Annotated in this window: 21 protein-coding genes; 7 read left to right on the top strand and 14 right to left on the bottom strand. The window is 43.3% G+C overall.

Translation table 11 applies throughout. From position 1 onward, the window contains the following. Nucleotides 1–7 precede the first annotated feature (7 nt). The gene (gene mtaB / locus DFR58_RS06250) at nucleotides 8–1,381 is read right to left on the bottom strand and encodes a tRNA (N(6)-L-threonylcarbamoyladenosine(37)-C(2))-methylthiotransferase MtaB (RefSeq protein WP_114296988.1); all 1,374 of its coding nucleotides are present in this window, start codon (nucleotides 1,379–1,381) and stop codon (nucleotides 8–10) included. A 375-nt stretch (nucleotides 1,382–1,756) separates the two neighbouring features. Between mtaB and DFR58_RS06245 the strand changes: the two genes are divergently transcribed. Beyond that, nucleotides 1,757–1,984, top strand: coding sequence for an HPr family phosphocarrier protein (locus DFR58_RS06245; RefSeq protein ID WP_114296948.1), 228 nt, complete (start codon nucleotides 1,757–1,759; stop codon nucleotides 1,982–1,984). 40 nt (nucleotides 1,985–2,024) lie between these two features. On the opposite strand, the gene DFR58_RS06240 is transcribed toward DFR58_RS06245, so the two are convergent. From DFR58_RS06240 to eno, 4 genes are all read right to left on the bottom strand, one after another. Beyond that, on the bottom strand, nucleotides 2,025–2,474 hold the full coding sequence (locus DFR58_RS06240) for a 2-thiouracil desulfurase family protein (protein ID WP_114296947.1): 450 nt from the start codon (nucleotides 2,472–2,474) through the stop codon (nucleotides 2,025–2,027). A 54-nt stretch (nucleotides 2,475–2,528) separates the two neighbouring features. Continuing rightward, nucleotides 2,529–4,787, bottom strand: coding sequence for a ribonuclease R (rnr, locus tag DFR58_RS06235; RefSeq protein WP_114296946.1), 2,259 nt, complete (start codon nucleotides 4,785–4,787; stop codon nucleotides 2,529–2,531). A 209-nt stretch (nucleotides 4,788–4,996) separates the two neighbouring features. Beyond that, nucleotides 4,997–5,248, bottom strand: coding sequence for a preprotein translocase subunit SecG (gene secG / locus DFR58_RS06230; RefSeq protein WP_114296945.1), 252 nt, complete (start codon nucleotides 5,246–5,248; stop codon nucleotides 4,997–4,999). A gap of 94 nt (nucleotides 5,249–5,342) precedes the next feature. After that, a complete protein-coding gene (eno, locus tag DFR58_RS06225) occupies nucleotides 5,343–6,644 on the bottom strand; it encodes a phosphopyruvate hydratase (RefSeq protein ID WP_114296944.1) in 1,302 nt (433 codons plus the stop codon). Nucleotides 6,645–6,903: 259 nt separating this feature from the next. On the opposite strand from eno, the gene DFR58_RS06220 reads away from it, so the two are divergent. Then, nucleotides 6,904–7,440: a peroxiredoxin gene (locus tag DFR58_RS06220; protein WP_114296943.1), complete on the top strand. Its 537-nt coding sequence runs from the start codon at nucleotides 6,904–6,906 to the stop codon at nucleotides 7,438–7,440. Nucleotides 7,441–7,513: 73 nt separating this feature from the next. Here DFR58_RS06220 and gpmI read toward each other — a convergent pair whose 3' ends face one another. Both gpmI and tpiA read right to left on the bottom strand, forming a co-directional pair. Further along, entirely contained in the window at nucleotides 7,514–9,049 is a 1,536-nt protein-coding gene (gpmI, locus tag DFR58_RS06215) for a 2,3-bisphosphoglycerate-independent phosphoglycerate mutase (protein ID WP_114296942.1), read from the bottom strand. Nucleotides 9,050–9,190: 141 nt separating this feature from the next. After that, a complete protein-coding gene (gene tpiA, locus DFR58_RS06210) occupies nucleotides 9,191–11,137 on the bottom strand; it encodes a triose-phosphate isomerase (RefSeq protein ID WP_114296941.1) in 1,947 nt (648 codons plus the stop codon). 677 nt (nucleotides 11,138–11,814) lie between these two features. Between tpiA and DFR58_RS06205 the strand changes: the two genes are divergently transcribed. Then, nucleotides 11,815–12,318, top strand: coding sequence for a CBO0543 family protein (locus DFR58_RS06205; protein ID WP_114296940.1), 504 nt, complete (start codon nucleotides 11,815–11,817; stop codon nucleotides 12,316–12,318). 3 nt (nucleotides 12,319–12,321) lie between these two features. Here the strand turns inward: DFR58_RS06205 and DFR58_RS06200 are convergent, their stop codons facing one another. The 3 genes from DFR58_RS06200 to DFR58_RS06190 all read right to left on the bottom strand — a co-directional run bounded on the left by DFR58_RS06200 (nucleotide 12,322) and on the right by DFR58_RS06190 (nucleotide 15,082). After that, nucleotides 12,322–12,888: a CBO0543 family protein gene (locus DFR58_RS06200; RefSeq protein WP_114296939.1), complete on the bottom strand. Its 567-nt coding sequence runs from the start codon at nucleotides 12,886–12,888 to the stop codon at nucleotides 12,322–12,324. Between the two features lie 139 nt (nucleotides 12,889–13,027). Beyond that, a complete protein-coding gene (locus DFR58_RS06195; RefSeq protein ID WP_147273149.1) occupies nucleotides 13,028–13,450 on the bottom strand; it encodes a hypothetical protein in 423 nt (140 codons plus the stop codon). Between the two features lie 219 nt (nucleotides 13,451–13,669). After that, entirely contained in the window at nucleotides 13,670–15,082 is a 1,413-nt protein-coding gene (locus DFR58_RS06190; RefSeq protein ID WP_114296937.1) for a cohesin domain-containing protein, read from the bottom strand. A 267-nt stretch (nucleotides 15,083–15,349) separates the two neighbouring features. Here DFR58_RS06190 and DFR58_RS06185 point away from each other — a divergent pair, with 267 nt between their 5' ends. After that, the gene (locus tag DFR58_RS06185) at nucleotides 15,350–15,535 is read left to right on the top strand and encodes a hypothetical protein (RefSeq protein ID WP_114296936.1); all 186 of its coding nucleotides are present in this window, start codon (nucleotides 15,350–15,352) and stop codon (nucleotides 15,533–15,535) included. 149 nt (nucleotides 15,536–15,684) lie between these two features. On the opposite strand, the gene DFR58_RS06180 is transcribed toward DFR58_RS06185, so the two are convergent. Next, nucleotides 15,685–15,825 carry an AgrD family cyclic lactone autoinducer peptide gene (locus DFR58_RS06180; RefSeq protein ID WP_114296935.1) on the bottom strand — a complete coding sequence of 47 codons (141 nt, stop codon included), beginning with the start codon at nucleotides 15,823–15,825 and terminating at the stop codon, nucleotides 15,685–15,687. A 195-nt stretch (nucleotides 15,826–16,020) separates the two neighbouring features. Here DFR58_RS06180 and DFR58_RS06175 point away from each other — a divergent pair, with 195 nt between their 5' ends. Together DFR58_RS06175 and DFR58_RS06170 are read left to right on the top strand one after the other, a co-directional pair. Continuing rightward, nucleotides 16,021–17,007, top strand: coding sequence for a hypothetical protein (locus DFR58_RS06175; RefSeq protein ID WP_147273148.1), 987 nt, complete (start codon nucleotides 16,021–16,023; stop codon nucleotides 17,005–17,007). A gap of 53 nt (nucleotides 17,008–17,060) precedes the next feature. Next, nucleotides 17,061–17,891 (top strand): carbon-nitrogen hydrolase family protein, encoded by an 831-nt coding sequence (locus tag DFR58_RS06170; RefSeq protein ID WP_114296933.1) that lies wholly within the window; start codon nucleotides 17,061–17,063, stop codon nucleotides 17,889–17,891. A gap of 19 nt (nucleotides 17,892–17,910) precedes the next feature. Here DFR58_RS06170 and DFR58_RS06165 read toward each other — a convergent pair whose 3' ends face one another. Further along, on the bottom strand, nucleotides 17,911–19,491 hold the full coding sequence (locus DFR58_RS06165) for a family 43 glycosylhydrolase (RefSeq protein ID WP_114296932.1): 1,581 nt from the start codon (nucleotides 19,489–19,491) through the stop codon (nucleotides 17,911–17,913). Nucleotides 19,492–19,734: 243 nt separating this feature from the next. Between DFR58_RS06165 and DFR58_RS21770 the strand changes: the two genes are divergently transcribed. Beyond that, on the top strand, nucleotides 19,735–19,872 hold the full coding sequence (locus DFR58_RS21770) for a hypothetical protein (RefSeq protein WP_170138053.1): 138 nt from the start codon (nucleotides 19,735–19,737) through the stop codon (nucleotides 19,870–19,872). On the opposite strand, the gene DFR58_RS06160 is transcribed toward DFR58_RS21770, so the two are convergent. Continuing rightward, nucleotides 19,847–21,463 (bottom strand): PDZ domain-containing protein, encoded by a 1,617-nt coding sequence (locus DFR58_RS06160; protein ID WP_114296931.1) that lies wholly within the window; start codon nucleotides 21,461–21,463, stop codon nucleotides 19,847–19,849. The genes DFR58_RS21770 and DFR58_RS06160 overlap by 26 nt on opposite strands. Before the next feature lie 46 nt (nucleotides 21,464–21,509). Continuing rightward, entirely contained in the window at nucleotides 21,510–22,811 is a 1,302-nt protein-coding gene (locus DFR58_RS06155; protein WP_114296930.1) for a sensor histidine kinase, read from the bottom strand. Between the last annotated feature and the right edge of the window lie 6 nt (nucleotides 22,812–22,817).

The raw sequence follows: 22,817 nt of genomic DNA, 5'->3' as shown, positions 1-22,817 counted from the left end.
TTGCAAATCATTCAACAATTTTTCCGGCAGCATAGTCCTGTTCCGCGCTTTCTATCTCAACCCGTGCAACCTGTCCTTTTAACTTAACGGGAGCCCTGCTGATTACCTTTATGTAATTGGGAGTCAGTCCCTCTATCATTCCTTTTACGCCTGCATAGTGCTGCTCAAAAAGCACAGGCATGATCCTTCCTATAAAACGCGAATTAAATTCAAGTGTTTTGAGCCTTGCAAGCTCTGTAAGCGTCTTGGCTCTCTCCTCCTTTAATTCTGAAGAAATTTGATCCTCAAAATCCGCGGCGGGAGTTCCCTTCCGGCGGGAATATTTAAATATGTGCATTTGTGCAAATGATATTTCTTCTATAAATCTGTATGTCTCTCTAAACTCACTGTCGGTTTCTCCTGGAAATCCCACCATAATATCGGTAGTTATAGCCACATCGGGCACAGCTTGTCTTAGCCTCTCAACCACTTCCTTATATTCAGCTACGGAATATTTCCTGTTCATCCTATTTAATGTGGCATTACACCCGCTCTGGAGCGACAGATGATAGTGCGGGCAAAGCCTTGTAAGCTCCTTTGCCATGCCGATAAACTCATCCGTTATCGCCATAGGCTCCAGCGACCCCAGCCTTATTCTTTCAATCCCTTTAACTTCATGCACCTGCCGGATGATTTCGGTTAATGAGGTGCTTTTAATATCCTTCCCATACGAGGCTATATGTATTCCTGTCAGAACCACCTCTTTAAAGCCGCTTTCCGAAAGTCTTTCCACCTCACTCAAAATCTCATCATGCGGCCTGCTTCTTATGGGTCCTCTTGCATATGGTATAATACAGTATGCACAAAACTGGCTGCAGCCCTCCTGAATTTTCAGAAAGGCCCTCGTGCGCCCCTCATATGCATCTATCTTAAGGGCTTCAAAGCTTTTTTCCTTCATGATGTTTTCCACAATGCAAACCTGTCCGGCATCTGCTTCTATTTCATTTACGTAATCAACTATTTTGCTTCTTTCCCTCGTTCCTATAATGACGTTCACCCCGGGAATATTCCGCACCTCCTCGGGAGATGCCTGAGAATAACACCCTACAACGGCGACAATAGAGTTTTTATTGCTGCTTTTTGCCCTCCTGATCATCTGCCTGGACTTTCTGTCGCTAAGGCTGGTAACGGTACATGTATTTATAACATAAACATCCGCCTCACCGCTGAAATCAACCACCTCATAGCCTTTTTGCCTGAAAATCCCCGCCATGGCCTCCGTCTCATACTGGTTAACCTTGCAACCGAGGGTAAACATTCCCACCGTCTTTTTTCTGCCGTATTGCCTGAAAAACTCTTCACCATCCAAGCTCAAATCAACTTTCCCATTATTATCCTTCATTTTTATAGCATCCTCCGAAAGCCAAAGACTATCCCCGTAAATAAAAATATCCTCATAATTATGTGCTTTATGCACATAGCCTATTATACTCTACCTCACCTCATGCTGACAAATATAATGCTTTCTTGCGTCCTCCTTTTTCCTTAACAGTATTTTCTTAATTTTCACATAAATTTGCACAAAAGTTTGTTAATAATGCACAATACCTTTCATAAGCCGTCTATAATGCCACATTCAGTCCATTTTCCAATAACGGCCTTAGAAAGTTTTAACAACATCCTCATTGACTTGAGACAATAAAAAAGATAATATTATAGTAGGTGGTTATTAAATTGAACAGACTATTGCAACACCTATTATTAAGGAGGTATAGATATGAAAACATTCAATATTATGCTAAAGTCAATCAATGATGTTAAGGATTTCGTTAACTTTGTAAACAAATACGATTTCGATGTTGATTTAACATCCGGTCGGTATATTGTAGATGCAAAATCAATTATGGGAATTTTCAGCCTTGATTTGAGCAAGCCCATTAAGGTTGATGTCCATACAGACGCATGCGATAACTTCTGCGAAGAAATCAAGTCTTTCTTAGTTTAATATACAGTTTATTTAAAAACCGGACATATATGCCCGGTTTTTAAATATTAAGCCGTTCTTCCGAAACAACCTCTATACCGTTTCTTATAAGGAGCTCGGAGGTAACTCCGTTGCCCTTTATTTTATTTCCTGAAAAGCTTCCGTCGTATATGCTTCCACATCCGCAGGACGGGCTTCCCGATTTTAAAACAGCCCTCTTTGCTCCTGTAAGCAAGGCTATTTTCAGCACCTCCTCAGCCCCCTTAATGAATTCCTGCGTTGCGTTCTCTCCATTCTCCTTTACTACAATGCATTTCCCATCCAGTACATCCGCGCCTGTTCCGTTAAGAATTTCGGCCTTAAGGCGCGGGGTGGGACAGCCCCCCATCTGCTCGGGACATACCGGGACAGCCTTGCCGCTCTTAACCAGCTTTTCCGCTTCGCTGTTAAAATTGCTCTTACCGTTATATTTGCACTTCACACCCGCAAGACATGCACTCACAATTACCATTTTTCACTCACCCTCCATACAGCATATCCATATATAGCGATAAAGATTTTTTAATTAAGACTTTTTTCTTCTGCCCTTGCCCATTATATTTTTTTTAACCTTTGGGTCCATAGTCTTTTTACCTCTTTTGATCTTGGCAGGCTTCTGCTCCTTAACATGTTCAGGCGCGCTTTTGGCTTCCTCGGAAGCCGGAGCCTCCACAAGCACAAAATCTATCTTGCGAGCGGCAATATCAGCCCTGGCAAGCTTTACATTCACTATATCCCCTATTCTGTAAATTTTTCTGCTTCTCTCTCCGATCAAATAATACTGCTTGTCATTGTATATATAATAATCATCCTCCATGCTGCTCATCCTTACAAGCCCTTCTATGGTGTTGTCAAGCTCTATAAACATTCCGAAGGATGTAACATTTGAAATAATGCCCTCAAATACTTCTCCCTCCTGCTGCTTCATAAACTCAACCTTCTTTAAATCCTCAGTCTCTCTTTCGGCCTCCTCCGATGCCCTCTCTCTCTCAGAGCAAAGCTTTGCAACTCCTGGCAGCCGGGAATTTAAGACCTCCTGCCTGTCCATTCCCATCTGCCCCTTTATATACTCCTTCATTATCCGGTGTATAATGAGATCGGGATACCTTCTTATAGGTGAAGTAAAGTGGCAGTAATATTTTGCCGCCAAGCCAAAATGCCCTCCGTTTTCATTGCTGTACCTCGCCTTTTGAAGCGAACGCAGCATTACGGTGCTTATTATCCTTTCCTCTCTTTTGCCCTTCACCCTCTCCAACAGCTCCTGTAAGGCTCTTGGATGAATTTTATTAATACCTTTGACATTATACCCAAGATTGTGTATAAACTCATTAAATGAAGAGATTTTTTCGGCATCCGGGTCCTCGTGTATTCTATAAACAAAAGGACAGTTCGCCCAATAAAAATGCTCCGCCACAGTTTCATTGCATACAAGCATAAACTCCTCAATAATTTTATTGGCTATGGTGATTTCATATCTCCTAACTTCTACCGGCCTGCCCTTTTCATCAAGTATGATTTTGGCCTCCTCAAAGTCAAAATCAATTGCTCCTCTTGCAAACCTTTTTTTGCGCAGTATAGCCGCCAGCTCCTCCATAGACTTAAAGTCCTCTATAAGGTAATTATACCTGCTTATAAGCTCGCTGTCGTTTTCAACCAATATTTTATAGACATTCGTATAAGTCATTCTCTCGTTTGTTTTTATAACGCTTTCAAAAATCTCATGATCGACTACTCTTCCGCTTGAATCTACATCCATCATGACGGAAAAGGCAAGCCTGTCCACCTGAGGATTAAGACTGCATATCCCGTTGGAAAGCTTTTTAGGCAGCATAGGTATAACCCTGTCAACAAGATAGACGCTTGTACCCCTTTTCAATGCCTCCTGATCCAGAGGGGAGCCTTCCGTTACGTAGCGGCTTACATCGGCAATATGTACTCCCAGCCTGTAATTCCCGTTAGCAAGCCTTTCTATAGAAACGGCATCGTCAAGATCCTTCGCATCCTCCCCGTCTATAGTCACCATTGTAAGCCCTCTTAAATCACGCCTCCCCTCCAGCATTTCCTCTGTTACGCTATCGTCTATATCCTCCGCCTGTTTTATTACATCCTCGGGAAACTCCTCAATAAAGTTATGCGCCTTTATAATAGACAGTATATCTACTCCTGCTTCATTTGCGTTTCCGATTATCTCAACAATCCGCCCCTCGGCATTTCTTCTTTTTTCCGGCCATTTTACCAGCTCGGCTATAACCTTTTGCCCCGGCTTGGCATTGTTAAATTCATCCCTTGGAATAAATATGTCCCCAGAAATTCTGGCATTGTCGGGAACGACAAACCCAAAGTACTTGCTTTTTTCAAATGTCCCCACAACGGTGTTGTTGGCGCGCTTCAAAATTCTTATTATCTCACCCTCAGACCGTTTATCCGCCGTTGTTTTCTTGCTTATGCGCGCAATAACCCTGTCATTATGCATGGCTCCGTTTAAAGCCTCCGCAGTAATAAAAACGTCGCCTACTCCTTCCTCGTCAGGTATTACAAAACCATACCCGCGCTCATTTCCCTGCAACCGTCCTACTGCAAGGCTCATTCTGTCAGGTACGCCATACCTGTCCTTATGTGTCTTGAATATTCTGCCTTCAGCCTCAAGCTCTTCTATCACCTCTTCAAACTCCTGCAAATCGTCCTTAGGTACATCCAGCACCATAAGCAGCTCCTTGAATAAGAGGGGCTTGTACGCATCCTCTCTCATAAAAGCAAGTATCCGTTCTTTTCTCTGTTCTCTCATACAAAAACCACAGGGCCGCCGCAAAAAACAATTTACACTTATTTCACGGCACTTCCGCTTTCTCCTTATTCATAATTAACTATAACTGTTATCACTAATATCTATTGTTTACAATTATTAATACTTAATTCATATTTTCCATGAGACAAAAAAGACAAAGGGACATTTTTTTGATCCCTTTGTCTTTACTGTATTTACTTTATATTCAACTATATTAATTTGCTTGCGAAAGCATAAACCAGTATTGAGGTAATAAGAAAAGCAATAGCGGCAACGGCAGTGTACTTGCTTAATAAAGCGTCAATAGTCCTGCCCTTGTTCTTACCGAAAAAAGTCTCCGCACCACCTGAAATAGCTCCCGATATCCCTGCTGTTTTTCCAGACTGCAATAATACAATAACGATGATGGACAACGCAAATATTACATGAATTGCAGTTACAATATAGCCACCTACGCTCAAAGGAAACACCTCCTAAAAAATTGACAAGTATCATTCTAACATATTATAGAAAAAAAAACAAGCCATAGCGACTTGTTTTTTTATTAGCAACATATTACTTGTTTTTAAGATTAAACCATGCGCTTAAGCCGGGATATTCTGCAACCTCCCCGAGCTCCTCTTCTATCCTCAGAAGCTGGTTGTACTTGGCAACACGGTCAGTCCTTGAAGGCGCACCCGTTTTGATCTGTCCAGAGTTTGTCGCAACGGCGATGTCTGCTATAGTAGCATCCTCAGTCTCACCTGACCTGTGAGAGGTAACAGCGGTATATCCCGCTCTGTTAGCCATTTCAATAGCTTCCAGCGTCTCTGTAAGAGACCCTATCTGATTAACCTTTATGAGTATTGAGTTGGCAACACCCATATCTATTCCCTTTTTCAGCCTTTCGGTATTTGTAACAAACAGATCGTCTCCGACAAGCTGAATCTTGGAGCCTATCCTTTCGGTGAGCATCTTCCAGCCCTCCCAGTCCTCTTCCGATACGCCGTCCTCAAGAGAAATGATAGGATACCTTTCAGCCAGATCCGCCCAGAAATCCACCATTTCCTGCTTGCTCTTCCTTATACCCGTCTTCCAGAAGAAATAGGTTCCGTCCTCTTGATACATTTCCGTCGCAGCAGCGTCTATAGCTATCCTGAAGTCGTCACCGGGCTTATATCCCGCTTTTTCCACAGCCTCAAGTATAACCTGAATTGCTTCCTCGTCAGTTTTGAGATTGGGCGCAAAGCCTCCCTCATCACCCACTGCGGTGCTGTATCCCTTGCTGCTCAACACTTTTTTAAGGTTATGGAAAACCTCGGCGCACATCTGAAGAGCTGTCTTAAAGCAGCACGCACCAACAGGCATTATCATAAACTCCTGTATATTTACGCTGTTGTCGGCATGTTTGCCTCCATTTATAATATTCATCATAGGCACAGGAAGAGTCTTTGCATTTACGCCTCCTATGTACTGGTACAGGCTTAATCCAAGTGCTTCAGCCGCTGCCTTTGCAGTCGCCAGTGAAACTCCCAATATGGCGTTTGCTCCCAGCTTAGCCTTGTTTGGTGTCCCGTCCAGCTCTATCATTAAGCGGTCTATGGCAACTTGATCAAAAACATTCATTCCCTCTACTTCAGGAGCAATGATGTCATTAACATTATCTACAGCCTTTTGAACACCTTTCCCAAGGTATCTGTCCTTGTCCTCGTCTCTAAGCTCTACAGCCTCAAAAGCTCCCGTAGATGCTCCCGAAGGCACTGCGGCCCTTCCTACAAATCCACCCTCGGCTATTACTTCCACCTCAACGGTCGGATTGCCTCTTGAGTCCAGTATCTCTCTGGCAAAAACGCTTTCAATTTCCAAGTATTGCTTCATTTTTGATTATCCCTCCCATATATAAGTTTTCATTATTAAGAATACCCTAACATTTTGAAAATGTAAACAAAATTTAGTCTTTAATTTTTATTATAACGTTATTTTAACCCAATTTTAAAAATTAAATCTGCAAGCGCAAAAAGATTTTGACTTATTTTTTTATTTAGTTATTTCATCATAAAAATAGGGTATATTAAAGCCATAGCGCAGTAATGCAATAATTTTACGTATAAGCATTTAAAATAAGGAGGTAAAAATTATGGAAAGGCTGGTAGGTATGCAGGCTCCGCATTTCAAAATGGAGGCAGTTGAAGGCAACGGAGATACCTTTACATCTGTAGATTTGTATGACTATAAAGGGAAATGGCTTGTTTTGTTCTTCTATCCCCTTGATTTCACCTTTGTGTGCCCCACTGAAATATCTGGAATAAGCAGAAGGATAGCCGAATTTAAGGATCTGAAGGCCGAGGTTGTCGGTGTCAGCATAGACAGTGTTCATTCGCACAAGGCATGGATCAATTCCAGCCCGGAAAATGGAGGTCTTGGCAAAATCAATTATCCTCTTGCATCCGACATAACCAAGGAGGTATCCAGAAATTACGGGGTACTTCTGGAGCAGAACGGAATAGCCTTAAGGGGATTGTTTATAATAGACCCAAAGGGTGTTGTGAAATATTCCGTTATACATGATTTAAACGTTGGGAGAAGCGTGGATGAAACCTTAAGGGTGCTTCAGGCACTTCAGTCCGGGGGCCTGTGCCCAATAGACTGGCAGCCGGGAGAGGCGCAGCTTTAATAAAGCATAATGATGCAAACTCACCCCCGGCCCCTCTCTTTTCAAAAGAGGGGAGCAGGGGCGTGAGTATTGCCTACTTTTGAATAAGTGAAGCCCCTGTCATTTCGCCGGGCTTTTCAAGCCCCATTATGTCAAGCATGGTGGGCGCAAGATCGGCAAGCTTGCCTTCCTTAAGCGACGCTCCTCCAAGGCCGACTCCTATTAACGGAACAACATTGGTGGTATGGGCGGTAAACGCTCCGCCTGTTTCATAATCAAGCATCTGCTCTGCATTTCCGTGATCGGCGGTAATCAGTGCAACTCCTCCCTGCTCCTCTATTGCAGCTACCACATGCCCTAAGCATTCGTCTATGGCTTCAACAGCGGCTTTAGCAGCACTTAATACCCCTGTATGCCCTACCATGTCGCAGTTTGCATAATTTAAAATTATTGAATCGTACTCCTTTGAAGCAATCTTTTTTAATATCTCATCAGTCACCTCATATGCACTCATTTCAGGCTTTAGGTCGTAGGTGGCAACCTTCGGCGAAGGCACAAGCACCCTGTCCTCTCCCTCATACATTGTTTCAACCCCTCCGTTAAAGAAGAAGGTTACATGGGCATATTTCTCCGTCTCGGCTATTCTGAGCTGCCGGAACCCAAGCCTGCTTATATATTCTCCAAAGGTATTCTGAAGGCTTTGCGGCTTAAAGGCAACCGTTACATTGGGAATTGTTCTGTCATACTGCGTCATGCATACATAATGCAGCGGGAAGAAGCCCTTTGCCCTCTGAAATCCGTTAAATTCGGGGTCAACAAAGGTTCTGGTGATTTCCCTTGCCCTGTCGGGCCTGAAGTTAAAGAATATCACAGAATCATTTTCCTCTATTCTTGAGGCATTGCCCGCACCAAGTATTACTGTGGGCTTTACAAACTCATCCAACTCATTTCTGGCATAGGACTCGGCGACAGCCTGTGCGGCACTTTCGGCAGAAAGCCCCTCGCCCAGCACCATAGCTTCATATGCCAGCTTTACCCTGTCCCATCTGTTATCCCTGTCCATGGAATAGTACCTCCCCATAACAGAGGCAATTTTTCCCGCTCCTATATCTGAAAGCTTTTGCTCAAGCTCCTCTACATATGTCTTGGCGCTGTCGGGAGGGACGTCCCTTCCGTCGAAAAAGCAGTGTATATATATATCTTTAAGCCCCTGCCTTTTAGCCAACTCAACCAATGCATACAGGTGTGTGTTATGGCTGTGAACACCTCCGTCGGAAAGCAGCCCGAACAGGTGAAGCTTTGTGCCCTTGCTCTTGCAATTGTCAATGGCATCAAGAAATTCCTTCTTGTCAAAGAAATCTCCGTCCTGTATGGACTTTGTTATCCTGGTGAGCTCCTGGTAAACGATCCTGCCCGCTCCTATATTTGTATGTCCAACCTCCGAATTGCCCATCTGTCCGTCCGGCAAGCCCACATCCATACCGCTGGTATGAACAATGGTGTTGGGGTACTCATTAAAAAGCCTGTCTATATTAGGCTTGCTTGCAGCCTTTACCGCATTGCCATCCTCTCTGGGGTTTATTCCAAAGCCGTCAAGAATAATTAACGCAACCAATTTATCGCCTTTCATATTTCACTCTCCGTTTCGTTTTATAAAGGGCCTTAGAGACTAAGTCATATTATAAGTTAAGACTAAGATTAGGTTAACCTTAGCCTTAACTTAAAGTAATATTTATATTTTAATTGTGACCTTAAGCAATACAGTCGTAAATTATTTATTGTATTTAGCTATCTTTTCAAAGTCGTCAAGCTTTAAGCTCGCTCCGCCGACCAAGCCTCCGTCTATGTCGGACATCGAGAAGAGCTCACCTGCGCTTGCAGCCGTTACACTTCCGCCATACTGGATTCTTACGGAATCTGAAGTTTCTCCGTCATACAGCGACTTTACAGTTTCCCTTATAATTGCGCAGACCTCGTTTGCCTGTTCGTTTGTCGCGGTCTTTCCTGTGCCTATGGCCCATATTGGCTCATATGCTATAACCAGCTTCTTAACCTGTTCTGCGTCTAAGCCCAGAAGTGCTATTTTAACCTGATACCTGATAAGGTCGGGCATTATACCCTGCTCCCTTTGAGTAAGGGATTCACCCACACAGATTATAGGTGTCATTCCATATTTAAATACCGCATGAGCCTTCTTGTTTACAGTCTCATCTGTTTCCGCGAAGTACTGCCTTCTTTCAGAATGCCCTATTATAACATAATCAACACCTAAATCTGAAAGCATAGAGCCTGAAATCTCTCCTGTAAACGCACCCTTCTCCTCCCAGTGCATGTTCTGGGCAGCAACCTTTATATTCGAGCCTTCTACGGCGCTCTTTACTCCGGGTATGCACACAAAAGGCACTCCAACAACCACTTCAGCATCGGCATCCGCTACTCTGGGCTTTAATGCCTCTACAAACTCAACCGCCTCTTTGGCTGTCTTGTTCATTTTCCAGTTTCCTGCGGCAATTTTCTTCCTTGAGTTTTTATCCATCAGTACAGCTATTCCCGGCAGTTCCTTGCCTTCAAGGAATTCAAGCGAGGCTCCTCCGCCTGTGGAAATATGCGTTATTTTATCGGCAAAGCCCAATTGCTCAACGGCGGCCGCCGAATCTCCTCCTCCGACTATAGAGATGGAGCCAGACTCCGCAACTGCTTTTGCAACTTCCTTTGTGCCTGTCGCAAAGTTGGGGAACTCAAACACTCCCATCGGTCCGTTCCAGATAACCGTCTTTGCCTTTTTAATTTCCTTTGAAAATTTCTCTATTGTAAGAGAGCCTATATCCATTCCCATCCATCCGTCAGGCATGTCGTCGGACGGAACATATTTATGCTCGGTATCGTTTTTAAATTCCTGCCCTACAATACTGCCTATAGGCAGCATTAATTTAATACCCTTCTTTTCAGCCTTTTCCATCAGGCTCTTTGCAAGATCAATTTTGTCGTTTTCACATATTGAATTTCCTATCTTGTAGCCCTTTGCCTTTAAAAAGGTGTATGCCATACCTCCGCCGATTATAAGAGTGTCCACCTTATCTATAAGGTTTTCTATAACGGCAATTTTGTCAGAAACCTTAGCTCCGCCAAGTATCGCAACAAAAGGTCTTGCAGGATTTGCAAGAGCCTTGCCCATGAAGTTCAGCTCTTTCTGAATAAGGAATCCGCATACCGCCGGGAGATAATCCGCAAGGCCCGCGGTAGAGGCATGTGCCCTGTGAGCAGTTCCGAATGCGTCGTTTACAAAAATTTCGGCCAAAGAAGCAAGCTCCTTTGCAAAATCTGCATTGTTCTTTTCCTCCTCCTTATGAAACCTTACGTTCTCCAGCATTAAGACTTCCCCCGACTTAAGGCTTGCAGCCTTAGCCTTTGCATCCTCGCCTATAACGTCGGCAGCCATAACCACTTCTTTTCCAAGCAGCTCGCTCAGTCTTTCAGCAGTGGGCTTCATGCTGTATTTATCCTCAAAACCGTTCTTAGGCCTTCCAAGATGAGAAACCAGTATGGTTTTCGCTCCATTTTCAACAAGGTACTTAATAGTAGGCAGTGCGCCCACAATTCTCTTATCGTCGGTTATTTTTCTGTTTTCATCCAACGGTACATTAAAATCAACCCTCACTATGACCTTTTTGCCTTTTACGTCAATGTCCTCAATAGTCTTTTTGTTCATCATTCCCATAATACTTCACCCTCCTGTGCATTAATTGATTTAAATTATATTTTTTAAAAATAAACTGTATTTCACCGGGTATTGCTTAAATATTTGTCCAATGAAAGACGCCCTTGTTCTACAAATAAAGCACCAACAAACGACCGCTGTCAGCTATTAGTGTTTTTTAAATATAGAAAATTTATGTACATCTCTCAAATAAAACACTCTTTTAAAACCCTTTGCAAGCCTTTAGGACGTTAAAGTTAACACCACCTTAACCGTTTACATTTTACATCTTTTTGAAGGGTATTTCAATAGGCCCGCCGAAATTTATCTATTTTTTAACAAAGTCTCTTAGGGCTTCCTTTGTTCGTGTATTCCGCGCTGTGCCTTAAAGCTAAAAGCCATATTGGCCTGCTCTTTAAAAATCACCGCCTTTGTGCATGATATTAAGCCTTAGTGAAGATACTATATATATAGCGATAAAGATTTTACATGGAGAATATAACTTGATGGAAGAAATTTTTTTGACCCGTAAGGAATACATCTAAGAAAAGCGCCTGATGACATACCCGTGAGACATTTCCCCGCAAGGCGTCTTTTCGTTGCTATTAAAAATTTCTGTAAGCAATTATATCCTCCATGTTTGTAAAATCTTTATTGCATCCTATATATAAATAATTACTTTGTTAGAGGTATTGCCTATGTTCAGAATTTTTGTTGTATTGATATCTGTTTTCTGCTGCTTTATATGGGGCGATTGGAAAAACTGGAGGATGTACTACCCCACAATTTTATATTTTATAATATGGGATATGATATATAACTTTATTTTTTTCAATCATACGCTATGGATGTATTCAGGCCTTGTTAACCATACCTTCAGCACCCTGCTGATAGCATTTACAGTCTTTCCGTGTACTACTATGGTATATTTGCCCCATATCCCTAAAAAGCTCTGGCAGCAGGTTGCTTACATATTTTTTTGGGTATTTCTGTATTCGGTTATCGAATTTATATCTTATCTCATGAAAACCTTTGAATATGATAATAATTGGAATATATGGTGGTCGGCAGGGTTTAATACGGTAATGTTTTTAATGCTGTGGCTTCATCACAAGAAGCCTTTGATTGTCTGGCCCATATCTGTTGCACTGTTTTCTCTGGCAATGTACATATTTAAAATCCCATTTGATAAAATTAAATAAAAATTATTCCTTTGTTTCAAGGGCCTTTCTTTGTGCCTTCATGACAGCATTCAATATCACCTTGAAAGATACTGCTATAATAAAGTAAATGGGGAGTGAAAAGAAGCTGTTCCATTTAATCAGCCGGTATATTCCAATCCATACAAAAAGAGGCTCTCCTACAAAGGAGAATAACACTGATGTAACAAGGCTTGCCCATATAAACGGCTTCCAGCGGGTAAAGTACTGGTAAATAAGCATGTACCCAATAGGAAGCATTGTAAAGTTCATGGATATAAGTCTGGGAAACAAAGGCTCAATGTCATAGTGGTACTCCCAAAGGTTCAACTGGCATCCAAGCTCGTCAAGGAAAGCCGCAACTGTCTCCACCAGCAACCCGTATATGAGTATTTCGGCAAGCCTCTTTTTATCCGCAAATCTCCACCATATGAACCACGGCAGGATCAGCATCGCAACAAGCAGCCAAAATTGAGCGGTAAATATTTCAAATTTTAACCAATGCTCCGTCTGCAATTCAACAACCTTATCCTGCAGCTCCAAGAGCTTCTGAAATGACTCGGATTCACTCATACGCAAGAATACTCCCTTTTTATACGCTTTACAAATTAATTTGTACATATATTCTTTAATTTATACTATATAAAAAGAGAATAAAGATATCGTTCATTAAAATTCGCGCCATTTATAGCTCTGTTATTTACAATGCTTTTTAGTCGAATAGTCCCTTAAAAAAATCAAATATGCCTTCTATAATGCCTCCGCCTTCATTAATATCTACATCTGTAATTGCTTCGGCTGTATCAATGGAATCTGCTATATCGGCAGAACTGCCTGTGTCTATAAATGGCGCGAAGATTTCCTTCTGCTCTGGGGTTAAGCTTCCTGTGGCAAAAGAAGTTGTAATTGAATTGCTGATCTCCGATTTTTCATCATCCGAAAAACTGTCCTTAACCCTATCCCATAAATCTGACATTTTATGCTGAAGCTCCTGCATTCCGTGTCTCTGATACGCAGGTGAATTCGTAATCTCTTCAATTAATCTGGTCAGATCTTCAGCTCCCGCATCACCAGTTTTCTTTGAAATTAATTTCAGTATGGTCTTGGTCGGTCCAAAGAAATCAGTAGGATCCATAAGCATTAGCCCCCTCTTTAAAGCGGCATAATTTTCTCTAAACTATTTACGCCGTATATTTGCCATATACTAAGAAAAAGTCTATCACAGCCCTCCTCCCTTTAACAGGAGGATATTTGTCACCAAGATAGTGATTAATGTCACCGTTTATTTTCAGCTTAAGTTTCCTAAATAAAAGCAAGGCTGTTCATAAGCCTTGCTTTTATCTTCACCTATAATTTAGTTATTCCCCGAATAATTGTAGTTAGCCAGCATCTGGGCCACCGCCTCAGCCAAGTCATTGTCATCAATAGTTCCATCCTGAATTACGTCAACATCATACCTTGAGGTATCTGTCTCACTTGCCGGGTCACCATAGTACCAGGCGGCAATTCCTAAGTCAAGGAGGGTAAATTCGCCTGTCCTGTTAATATCATATATCATACCTATATTAATTGTTTTCTCCCCGCAGCTTTCGTAATCCACATCTTCCTCAAGTGTCCCATTATCGGCAATACGCCCATTTATTATGTCAATTTTGGCTTGCCCCGGTGCCTTTGCCCTGAACCTGAGATGAAACAGAACCCTGTCTCCTTCGGCTGCATTGTCTTTACCCAGACTTGCAGTAATGTAGCGGTTTGTGCCGTCTCCCAAATCGGCCTCCTTGTATATTCTCATTCCATCCGCTGCTTCCGCACCCAGATATTCCAAGAGGTCGGTATCATATTTAATTTTTATATCCTCGGCGCATATTGTGTGTGCATTGTTTATTACCACATCGGCAACAAATTCATTCCCTATACCGGCAGTATCGGAGGCCGAAATGTTAAGAGCAGCACCATAGCTGACAGGCTCTCCGGGAGTGACGGAAATCTCGTTGGAATCGGGAAGCTCCACAGAATCAACTACCGGGCTTACAACATAGTAGTATGTAATACTTCTGACTACGGTAGTATCAATATAGGTGTTGTTTGTTACTCCCGCCGCTATTGTGATATATGGGCCTCCCGGTGTTTCGGAGCGCTTTATGTTGTAGCCGGACGCATTCTCTGCTCCATCCCACGAAAGGCTCACTGCCGGAAATGTGTACTCGGAATCAAATTCGCATATGAATCCCGCTACATTAGAAGGCATTAAGGAATCAAGCCCCCGCTCGTTCAATGCCGCTACATTCTGATCCCATGGGGTTTGCCATGAATTTGGCTCGTTATTTAACGGATCCCATACGTTGTCGCTTAACGGCGTGTAATAGAAGTAATCACCTTCCACCCCCGGTTCAGGCTCGTGCATTATCCCAATGACATGACCGGAATGCTCCCAAATCCATTCTCTGGTATTGCCGCCCTGAAATGCACAGCCGCCTGTCCAGCCAAGTGAAGAAAGACCTTGAACGGCAGCCTGCTCATCATATGTTTCGAGCGTGGCAAGGTATCCTCCCATCTCCTCACAAAGGCTTTTGGCCTCATACCAATTAAACAAGCCTGTAAAGGCCATATAGGTATGCCCATTGTAATATATGCTGTCCTGAGGCACTATGGCCTCTGCCAGATATACCGGGCTCCCGTTTTGTACCTCCTCGGCACTTGCGGATAAGGGAGCTAAAGCCACAACAAGCACCGCTATAAGTACTGCTGTAATTATTGATTTTTTCATACATGTATTCCTCCTTAAATAATAAATAAATTTACAAAAATGTAAGTTATGTGTATTAACAAAAAGTGTACCATAGACCTCCTACCTTTAACATCAGGATATCTGTCACTAAGATAATGATTAATGTCACCTTTTATTTGCCCCACACGCCCTACAGGTGACATTTATAACCGGCAAATGTTACAAAAAGCCTTATTTTAAAACACCTTCCCCTATGGTATATTCCAGTTAACATATATTTTCATTTGTGTAAAGGGGGAGTGTTTTATGAGCATATCGGGAATAGCACGTGGACTTTTTAAAACTATCAGAGGCGTAGCTGAAGGAGATGGAGAATTAATAGCCCAAGGGGCTATTAAAACGGTAAAGTCCACTGTAACAACCATAGTAAGTGCTGTAGCCGCAGATATTGCAGAGGTTATCCATAAGCCGGAGGATCACGAGGATGATTAGGCATATTTAATGCTGACACTCGCAAATCCCCAAATACCATATAATTTCCCGTGCAGCTCAGCCGTTTCAGCCCGGAGTACCGCTTTTGCCACTTAACGACGGTACTCCTGACTGATACACAATCACTTCAAAACATAAATATCCCCGTTTCAGTTCATTCTCTTAAGGCACGCCGGCTCACGGGGCTGATAAAACATAAACCACGTGGCGGAGCTTGCCACCGAAGCTGCGATTACAACCAGTAAAGCCGCAGCAACGGAGTAAATTTTATATATAAGCGGTTGCTTCATCCCTGTTCCCTCCTTCATTTTATTTGCAAGCCGGCCTGCTATGTCTTTATTCTAATCCCTGAGGCATTGACGTTTTAAGTGCTTCAATATTGACTTTTTATTGCGGATGTATTGACGTGCGGATAAAAACACACGCAGCTTTTTTATCTGCTTGCAAATGATAAGGCAGGAAGGTAAAATTGTGGTATAAAGACAGTGAAAGGAAAATACGGCATGGAGGATCAGTTGTTTAGCATAAAGTCCTTGCTTGAGATTATATGCAGAGTGACAGCCATATCGGCCAGCAGACTTGCGGAGAATTATCTCCATAAGGATCCTGCGGTTATAGTAAGGTGGAAGACAGGACGCGTGATTCCCGGAATGGAGGATTTATCCGCAGTTGCAAAGGTTGCTTCCAAAAAATCAATGGAAAGCCAGAAGATTCAAATGCGAAAGGAGATTGAAAATCTTGCGTCGGCCTCAGATCTTGCTCCCGAGCTTAAAGCGGTGATACTTTGCAAGGCGGATTTTGAGGAATTTCTTTTGGAAGCGTTAAGCACTTCGGTCATGAGACGGCCCAAACCCTCTCCTTGTAAACATGATGATCAGAACGCCTCTGAAATAATTGAGGCCATGGAATGTATCCGCGGAAGGCTTTCATACTTGCAGGAGCATAGCTTTTATAGCACGGAATCCATGCAAATTGATTTAAAGCAGGTTGAGTCATTTACTAAAGCGGTATGCAAACTGCCTGTGAAAGCCGGACTAATGGACGGACTGCAAAAGCCGCAAAAGGAAAGTAAATTAAGCTGCGGGCATATGCAGTCCTTTTATGATGATATCAGGGACATTTGCGGACAGTATGACTCCCTTATTGAGTTTTTGGGTGCAGCCGCACAAGCCGCAGCAAGCCGTCAGGATATACTGTCCTGCTATATTGAGTTTATAAGGCTGAACACGGAAATCATCGGAATATGCACAAATATCGCCTGCCTCAACGGGCTCCTTGCCTTAAACGACACAGTTAAATTAAATAAATTCTCCGTGCTCCCTTTTAAAAGCATACCATGCCCAAGCACAGAGGAAATACTCTCTGTCCCCGGAGCGGCGTTAAGCTGTCTTTCAGCTTGCATGACCCAATACGATAAGGCTGTCCTTGGAAAAGCAAATCTCCTGGAGAGGCTGAAGGCTATTGATTCATAGGGACGGTTAACGTGAAAACGAATTAAAATCTATTTTATAAGCAGAGGTGTTTTATGGAGGAAAAATTGAGGTTGGCAATATGCCAAATGAAGGTGACGGAAAACAAAGAAGGAAACATCCAAAAGGCGTTTGACATGATAAGAACTGCGGCAAAAAATCATATTGATATGGTTTTGCTGCCGGAAATGTTTATTTGTCCTTATGACAACAGCAAATTTGAAGCCTTCTCGGAAGACCCGGACGACAGCCCTCTTCTGGGCGGGCTGTCCCAATTGTCCAAGCAGCATAATATATTTATTGCCGCAGGCACCATACCCGAAAAAACGGGGGACAGGGTATACAACACAAGCTTTATCTTTGACAGAGAAGGGAAGGTAGCGGCAAAGTACAGCAAAGCCCATCTGTTTGACATTGACATACCCGGAAGGATAACCTTTAAGGAATCCGATGTTCTGTCTCCGGGCAGCGGGATAACCACCTTTGACATGGGGCTTTGCAAGGTGGGGGTTGCCATATGCTATGACGTAAGGTTCCCGGAATTTTTTAAGCTCATGGCGTTGCGGGATGTAAAGCTGATAATTTTGCCGGCTTCCTTTAACATGGTAACGGGCCCTGCCCACTGGGAGCTGCTTATGAGGTGCAGGTCTGTGGACAATCAGGTTTACATAGCTGCCGCATCTGCCGCAAGGGACACAGGTGCGGGCTATGTTTCATACGCCAATTCCATGGTTGTCGATCCGTGGGGAACCGTCACGGCCAGAGCAGGGGAAGGTGAAGAAATAATCTATGCCGATATTGACCTGCAAGCGGTCGGCAGAATCCGCAACGAGCTCCCGTTGCTCAAAAACCGCAGGACGGACATTTACGATCTGCGTGAGATATAAGTCTTTTAGGCGGCGGCAGTTAAAGCTCTGTAATTAGCCCCAACAGATACCTCCTCATCTGCAAATAGTCAATGGTATCTATACAACCGTTTCCATCAACATCCGCCGCTTCAAATGCATTCCCCGTTAAAAGCTCAATCTCAAGTATATGCTTTTTCATAAGCGCAAAATCCACAGTATTTATGCTTCCGTCAAGGTTTACATCCCCTTTTTTTATGACAGCCGCCATAATATCCATCTGATCAATATTGGCAAGATCCTGCCCTGTCGATTCCAGCCGGATCGTATTTGAAGCCCCTCTATTGAGTACAGCTTTTACTTCTTTTAAAGCCCAAACTGTCCAATCTCCGGTGGGTTCAAAGGTTATATCCCTCCAGTCCCCTTTATTTATCTGTATTCGGCCTGTTCTTGAGGCATCGGCACCCAAAGCATACCTAAGCATCAGTGACGCGTTTCCTCCGCCACCCCCGTCTACATTTTGGAACTCAATATATCCTCCGCTGGCGGGCAGATTTATATACCCCGTCCCGTAATACCCTGTGTTTTTTGCTTCAAATACAGTGCCGGTTCCTCCATAAGCAGCTTCCTCAGCCTGATACAAACTTCCCCCCGGTACCGTTGCGGGAGCGGTATATGTTGGCCATCCGTTTTCAAAGTAAAGGTCGCTTATGCGGAGAGTAGCCATACCGTTATTGTTTGCATCATAGCAATGCCTAACCATAACCAATCCCGAACCATTTTGGGCAACAGACTGCCCTCCCGGACCCTTCCAGCGTGTGCCGCTCTGCTCAAGGAGAGTGCCTCCGCCTTCCCGCATGTCTTTACCGCTTTGGTCAAGATACGGCCCCGTTACGCCGGATGAGCGCCCATATGCAATTTTGTATGTGCTGTTAACACCATTGCAGCAGCTATCCCACGAAACAAACAAATAATAGTATCCGTTTGCATATAGAATGTATGCCGCCTCTACAGGGTTTCCTGATACGCCGGGTCTGGATGCGATAGAGCTAATAGCAGCTTCTGTGACGGGCTTCATGGTTTTTTTATCAATCTTCACCATCTTGATGCCTGTCCAGAATGAGCCGAAAGCCATCCAAAGGTCTCCCGATGTATCCTGAATAATAGCCGGATCTATACAGTTATAGCTGCTTGATCTGGTGGAATACATTACCAGACCGTCATCCCTCCAATCCCCTTTAATAATGCTTGTGCAGGATGTAAGGCCTATACACGATGTGTTTGAGCCGAATGTGGAAACAGAATAATACAGCCAGTATCTTCCGTTATAATAAAATATCTCGGGTGCCCATATATTACGGTCAGTCTTATCCGGCACATATGCGCTCCACCATGAAAGGTTGCTGGAGAATATAGGAACACCCTGGTTCCAGGAAGTTCCGTTAGATGAGTATTTTACCCCTATTCCATCGGCAGTATAGAATTGCCACCAGATAGATCCCTCCTTAATAATACAGGGATCGTGAGTAAATGTACTTCCCGTAATGTCCCAATCCGCGGCTGAAGCCGGCAGTGCCGCAAGCAATATAATAATAATTGCCGTACACATGGCCAAAAGAGTCTTATTTTTTAAGACATGCATTTTATTACCCCCTTAATCATAGCAAGTACTCCTGCCCCTTTAAATATGGTTTTGTAATATGGATAAGTATGCTTCTATGAGCAGATAAGTAATTTAAATTTTGCAAAAAGGTATTTATTAGTTAATTTTATTGTATTGTACAATTTTATATCTGCACTGTAAATGAGATATTTTTTGTTAATATATCAAATTTATATGGATTTTCTGTGAAGACGAAGAAATGAAGGGGGACAATTGGCGTGTATGGGATCAAAAGATTTATGCAACGGAATGAATTTGCAAAAGAAGGCGAAAGGAAAAGATCTGCCCCCCTCTTTTGAAAAGAGAGGGGCTGGGGGTGAGTTAATTCTTTACTTCAAAGTTGGAACAGGCTGTATATAACAAGCTGGCTTAAGGCTCCCCCTGCCGGATGGCCTGAATTCAGCACCGCTGTTTCGTACCCTTTATTTCTCACCAGCTTAAGGAGTATCGGCGTCCCCGCCTTCTCACCCGCCAGAGCAGAGGATAAATCAAAGGGCTCCATAAAAACCTGCCCGTTAATTGATATAATCACATCTCCAAACTGTACGCCTGCCCTTTCAAGCCCTCCCCCATTATTTACACCAAGCACCATAACGCCTAATGCCCCCTGATAAAAATCGGGGTTTTTAAGCCTGTGCAGCGAGTTCTCGGCAAATCTCCTGTGCGTGGGCGAAATATCCCCAAGCTCCAATATCCTTTGAAAGTATACAACAGTGGCCTCACCGTCAAGCTCAATATACGAAAAGGCAGCAAGCTGAAAAAGCTTTAAGGGGTCCCTCTCGTCCATGTCTATTTTCAAATTCCGAAGCTTTCGTATTTCAGCCTCCGAAAGAGTTTCGCTCAAGCCGACAGTTCTTCGGAGCATGGCAATATAAGGATCATGAATATGGGGATCCACATTCCTTATTCCCTCATCCTCCACAATACGCTCCCTCAGAATGTGCGTTTTTTCCTCCCAATATTCCGCAATCTTTTTGCGGCACTCTGAAAAGGCCTGTTGCCCCGGAGCCACGTTTACGCATATATTTGCCATGCAAAGGGATAACAGCACCTCCGCAATATCAGCCTCCCCGTCAAACGCTTCAAAGTAATGCGCCGCAGCCTCCAGCAGCTCTATCTTAAGCATAGCGGCAGCCTCCTTATGCTTTGAAAGACACTCCCTGTGCCTCCTGCCGTCTTCAGTTCCAAGGCTTAGCAGGTGATTTAAATAGTCATCATAGTCATGAATATAATAAATAACCTCTTCAAAGCTTCGGTATATTTTGTCTAAGCTTTCGAGCATCCCTCCGTCTGTAATGTAGGTTTTAAAAGATAAATACATCGTTTGTGAATATCTTATTTTTGAAACCTCCGAGGTCACCAGTTCCTTGTATTTTAAAAATGCTCCCTCCGCTCTGGACTGATAGCCCTGCTCCGTTTCATTAACCCTGCGCTTGTCCCAGAAGGGCTGCGGCTTTAAGCACTCAATCCCAAGCACATGCTTTGACAACTCGGTAAAATTGTTCTTGATCTCAGAATTTATTTTCACCCGTGCTTCCCGCTGTTTTTCGGCAACGTCACCTATGGTTATATTTCCAACGGTATTATTTCCCTGTATGATAACGCTTCCGGCCAGGCTTTCGGCCTGTACGCTGTATTTTGCTCCTCCGTCGCCACCCGTGGCACCACTTTCCCGCGTATTACCCTTGCCTCCGTTCTCCCCGGGATTTTGCGAATATGGATAGTCCATATCAAGTATACGCTCAATCCCGCCAATTCCAAGCTCTTTTAAAAAGCTTAAATCAAGGCTGTTTATTGTACTCCGTCCTATTTCCCTGAGCAGAGGCTTATAAAAGCTTCTTCCCAAAAAATGCTCCCGCCTTAGAACCTCATATATTTGCCGGCTTACGCCGCTGTCCTTCTCTCTGATAAGTTTTAGGCCCGCACAGGCCTCCTCCCAATTATCCCCCATTATTTCTGTTTCCTTTCGTGAAGTTTAAAAAGTCTATACCCATATTTTACTCCACAGGTATTGTGGCATATATCTGAAAACCTTTGCAATCCGAAGAACCAAAGCTCAACTGTCCGCCCAGCTCCTTAATCCTTTGCTCCATACCCGAAAGCCCCAAGCCTTTTTTAATCTCGCTGCACCCCGTACCGTCATCGCAGATGAAAAGCTTTAGCATCTCTTCAAAGCGGAGGGCCACCGTAATATTTAATGCATTTCCGTGCCTCACGGCATTGGATACAGCCTCCTGGCATATCCTGTAGACAGTGCCGGAAAGTCTGACGCTGCCTGTAAACCTCCCCTGCATTGTAAAATCAATGTTTATACCCGATGATCTAAAGCCTGAAAACAGCTCCCTCAATGCAGCCTCAAGATCTTCACACTCCAGACTTTCCGGGATCAGTCCGGCAATGGATCTCCTGATTTCCCGAAGGCCTTCTCTTGCGTAATCCGCCGCTTCCGTAATCATTTCCGACTCTTTACCGGCATTTTTAAACGAAATACGGCACTTTTCAAGCAAGGCTATAATCCTAGACATTGTATGCCCTATTGTGTCATGGGCATCCCTCGCAAAACGGTTTCTCTCTTTGGCTGCCGCCAGCTCAGCCACGGTATCTAAGTGTTGCTCCATGAGCTTTTTATATTTCAGCAGGCTTAAGCCTGAGCTTACATTGGCATAAACCATATATAGAAAAGCTGTACAATTGGCAATAAGTATCCACTTGTTTTCAGTCCCGGACATATAAACATAGTAATTCATATTACAAATAATGATTAAAACGGTAACAGATAGAAAGGCTATATTGGAAATAAAAATACTCCTTCTTACAGCCGGCGGAAATTTGGAAACGAGCCTGAAAAACCTTATTATCAGCAATTCAATAATGTATAAGGAAAAGGTCAGAAGGCACGCCGTTACATATACCCTAATATCGGAAAACATCCTGCCTATGTCAAGAATAGATAATATTGCCGCTGTGCCAAGGCTGGCTATAATAAACAACACCATTGTAAAAAACATAGATATGAAGCACTTCAATATACTGAAGCGATAAACCAATTTAAAAACGGCAAAGTAGAGAGCGGCAGTTAAAATAGTGCTTATAGACATGTTTACCGGCGCAAAGAGCAGATGGGACAAGCTTTCTAAGAGGCTGCACAGGATGCCTAAAATAAAGGAGTACAGCAAATGCTGCAAAACCAGCTTCTGTTTAAAGACCATAAAGGAAAACAGGAATAACACCAGCAGTGCCTGAATGCTGTTCATAAGAACACCTGTGTATATCTGGTATACGTTCCCATATCCCGTCACGCTATC

The sequence above is a fragment of the Anaerobacterium chartisolvens genome (genome assembly GCF_003337415.1).
Taxonomy (GTDB): domain Bacteria; phylum Bacillota; class Clostridia; order Acetivibrionales; family DSM-27016; genus Anaerobacterium; species Anaerobacterium chartisolvens.
This window is presented reverse-complemented; position numbering and strand designations above follow the sequence as displayed.

Coding starts and splice junctions, on each gene's coding strand:
- DFR58_RS06180 (WP_114296935.1), bottom strand. CDS start 15,825: ATGAAGCAACCGCTTATATATAAAATTTACTCCGTTGCTGCGGCTTTA.
- DFR58_RS06185 (WP_114296936.1), top strand. CDS start 15,350: ATGAGCATATCGGGAATAGCACGTGGACTTTTTAAAACTATCAGAGGC.
- tpiA (WP_114296941.1), bottom strand. CDS start 11,137: ATGGGAATGATGAACAAAAAGACTATTGAGGACATTGACGTAAAAGGC.
- DFR58_RS06195 (WP_147273149.1), bottom strand. CDS start 13,450: ATGGATCCTACTGATTTCTTTGGACCGACCAAGACCATACTGAAATTA.
- DFR58_RS06170 (WP_114296933.1), top strand. CDS start 17,061: ATGGAGGAAAAATTGAGGTTGGCAATATGCCAAATGAAGGTGACGGAA.
- DFR58_RS06220 (WP_114296943.1), top strand. CDS start 6,904: ATGGAAAGGCTGGTAGGTATGCAGGCTCCGCATTTCAAAATGGAGGCA.
- DFR58_RS06165 (WP_114296932.1), bottom strand. CDS start 19,491: ATGCATGTCTTAAAAAATAAGACTCTTTTGGCCATGTGTACGGCAATT.
- DFR58_RS21770 (WP_170138053.1), top strand. CDS start 19,735: ATGGGATCAAAAGATTTATGCAACGGAATGAATTTGCAAAAGAAGGCG.
- gpmI (WP_114296942.1), bottom strand. CDS start 9,049: ATGAAAGGCGATAAATTGGTTGCGTTAATTATTCTTGACGGCTTTGGA.
- eno (WP_114296944.1), bottom strand. CDS start 6,644: ATGAAGCAATACTTGGAAATTGAAAGCGTTTTTGCCAGAGAGATACTG.
- DFR58_RS06190 (WP_114296937.1), bottom strand. CDS start 15,082: ATGAAAAAATCAATAATTACAGCAGTACTTATAGCGGTGCTTGTTGTG.
- DFR58_RS06205 (WP_114296940.1), top strand. CDS start 11,815: ATGTTCAGAATTTTTGTTGTATTGATATCTGTTTTCTGCTGCTTTATA.
- DFR58_RS06160 (WP_114296931.1), bottom strand. CDS start 21,463: ATGGGGGATAATTGGGAGGAGGCCTGTGCGGGCCTAAAACTTATCAGA.
- DFR58_RS06240 (WP_114296947.1), bottom strand. CDS start 2,474: ATGGTAATTGTGAGTGCATGTCTTGCGGGTGTGAAGTGCAAATATAAC.
- mtaB (WP_114296988.1), bottom strand. CDS start 1,381: ATGAAGGATAATAATGGGAAAGTTGATTTGAGCTTGGATGGTGAAGAG.
- DFR58_RS06245 (WP_114296948.1), top strand. CDS start 1,757: ATGAAAACATTCAATATTATGCTAAAGTCAATCAATGATGTTAAGGAT.
- DFR58_RS06200 (WP_114296939.1), bottom strand. CDS start 12,888: ATGAGTGAATCCGAGTCATTTCAGAAGCTCTTGGAGCTGCAGGATAAG.
- rnr (WP_114296946.1), bottom strand. CDS start 4,787: ATGAGAGAACAGAGAAAAGAACGGATACTTGCTTTTATGAGAGAGGAT.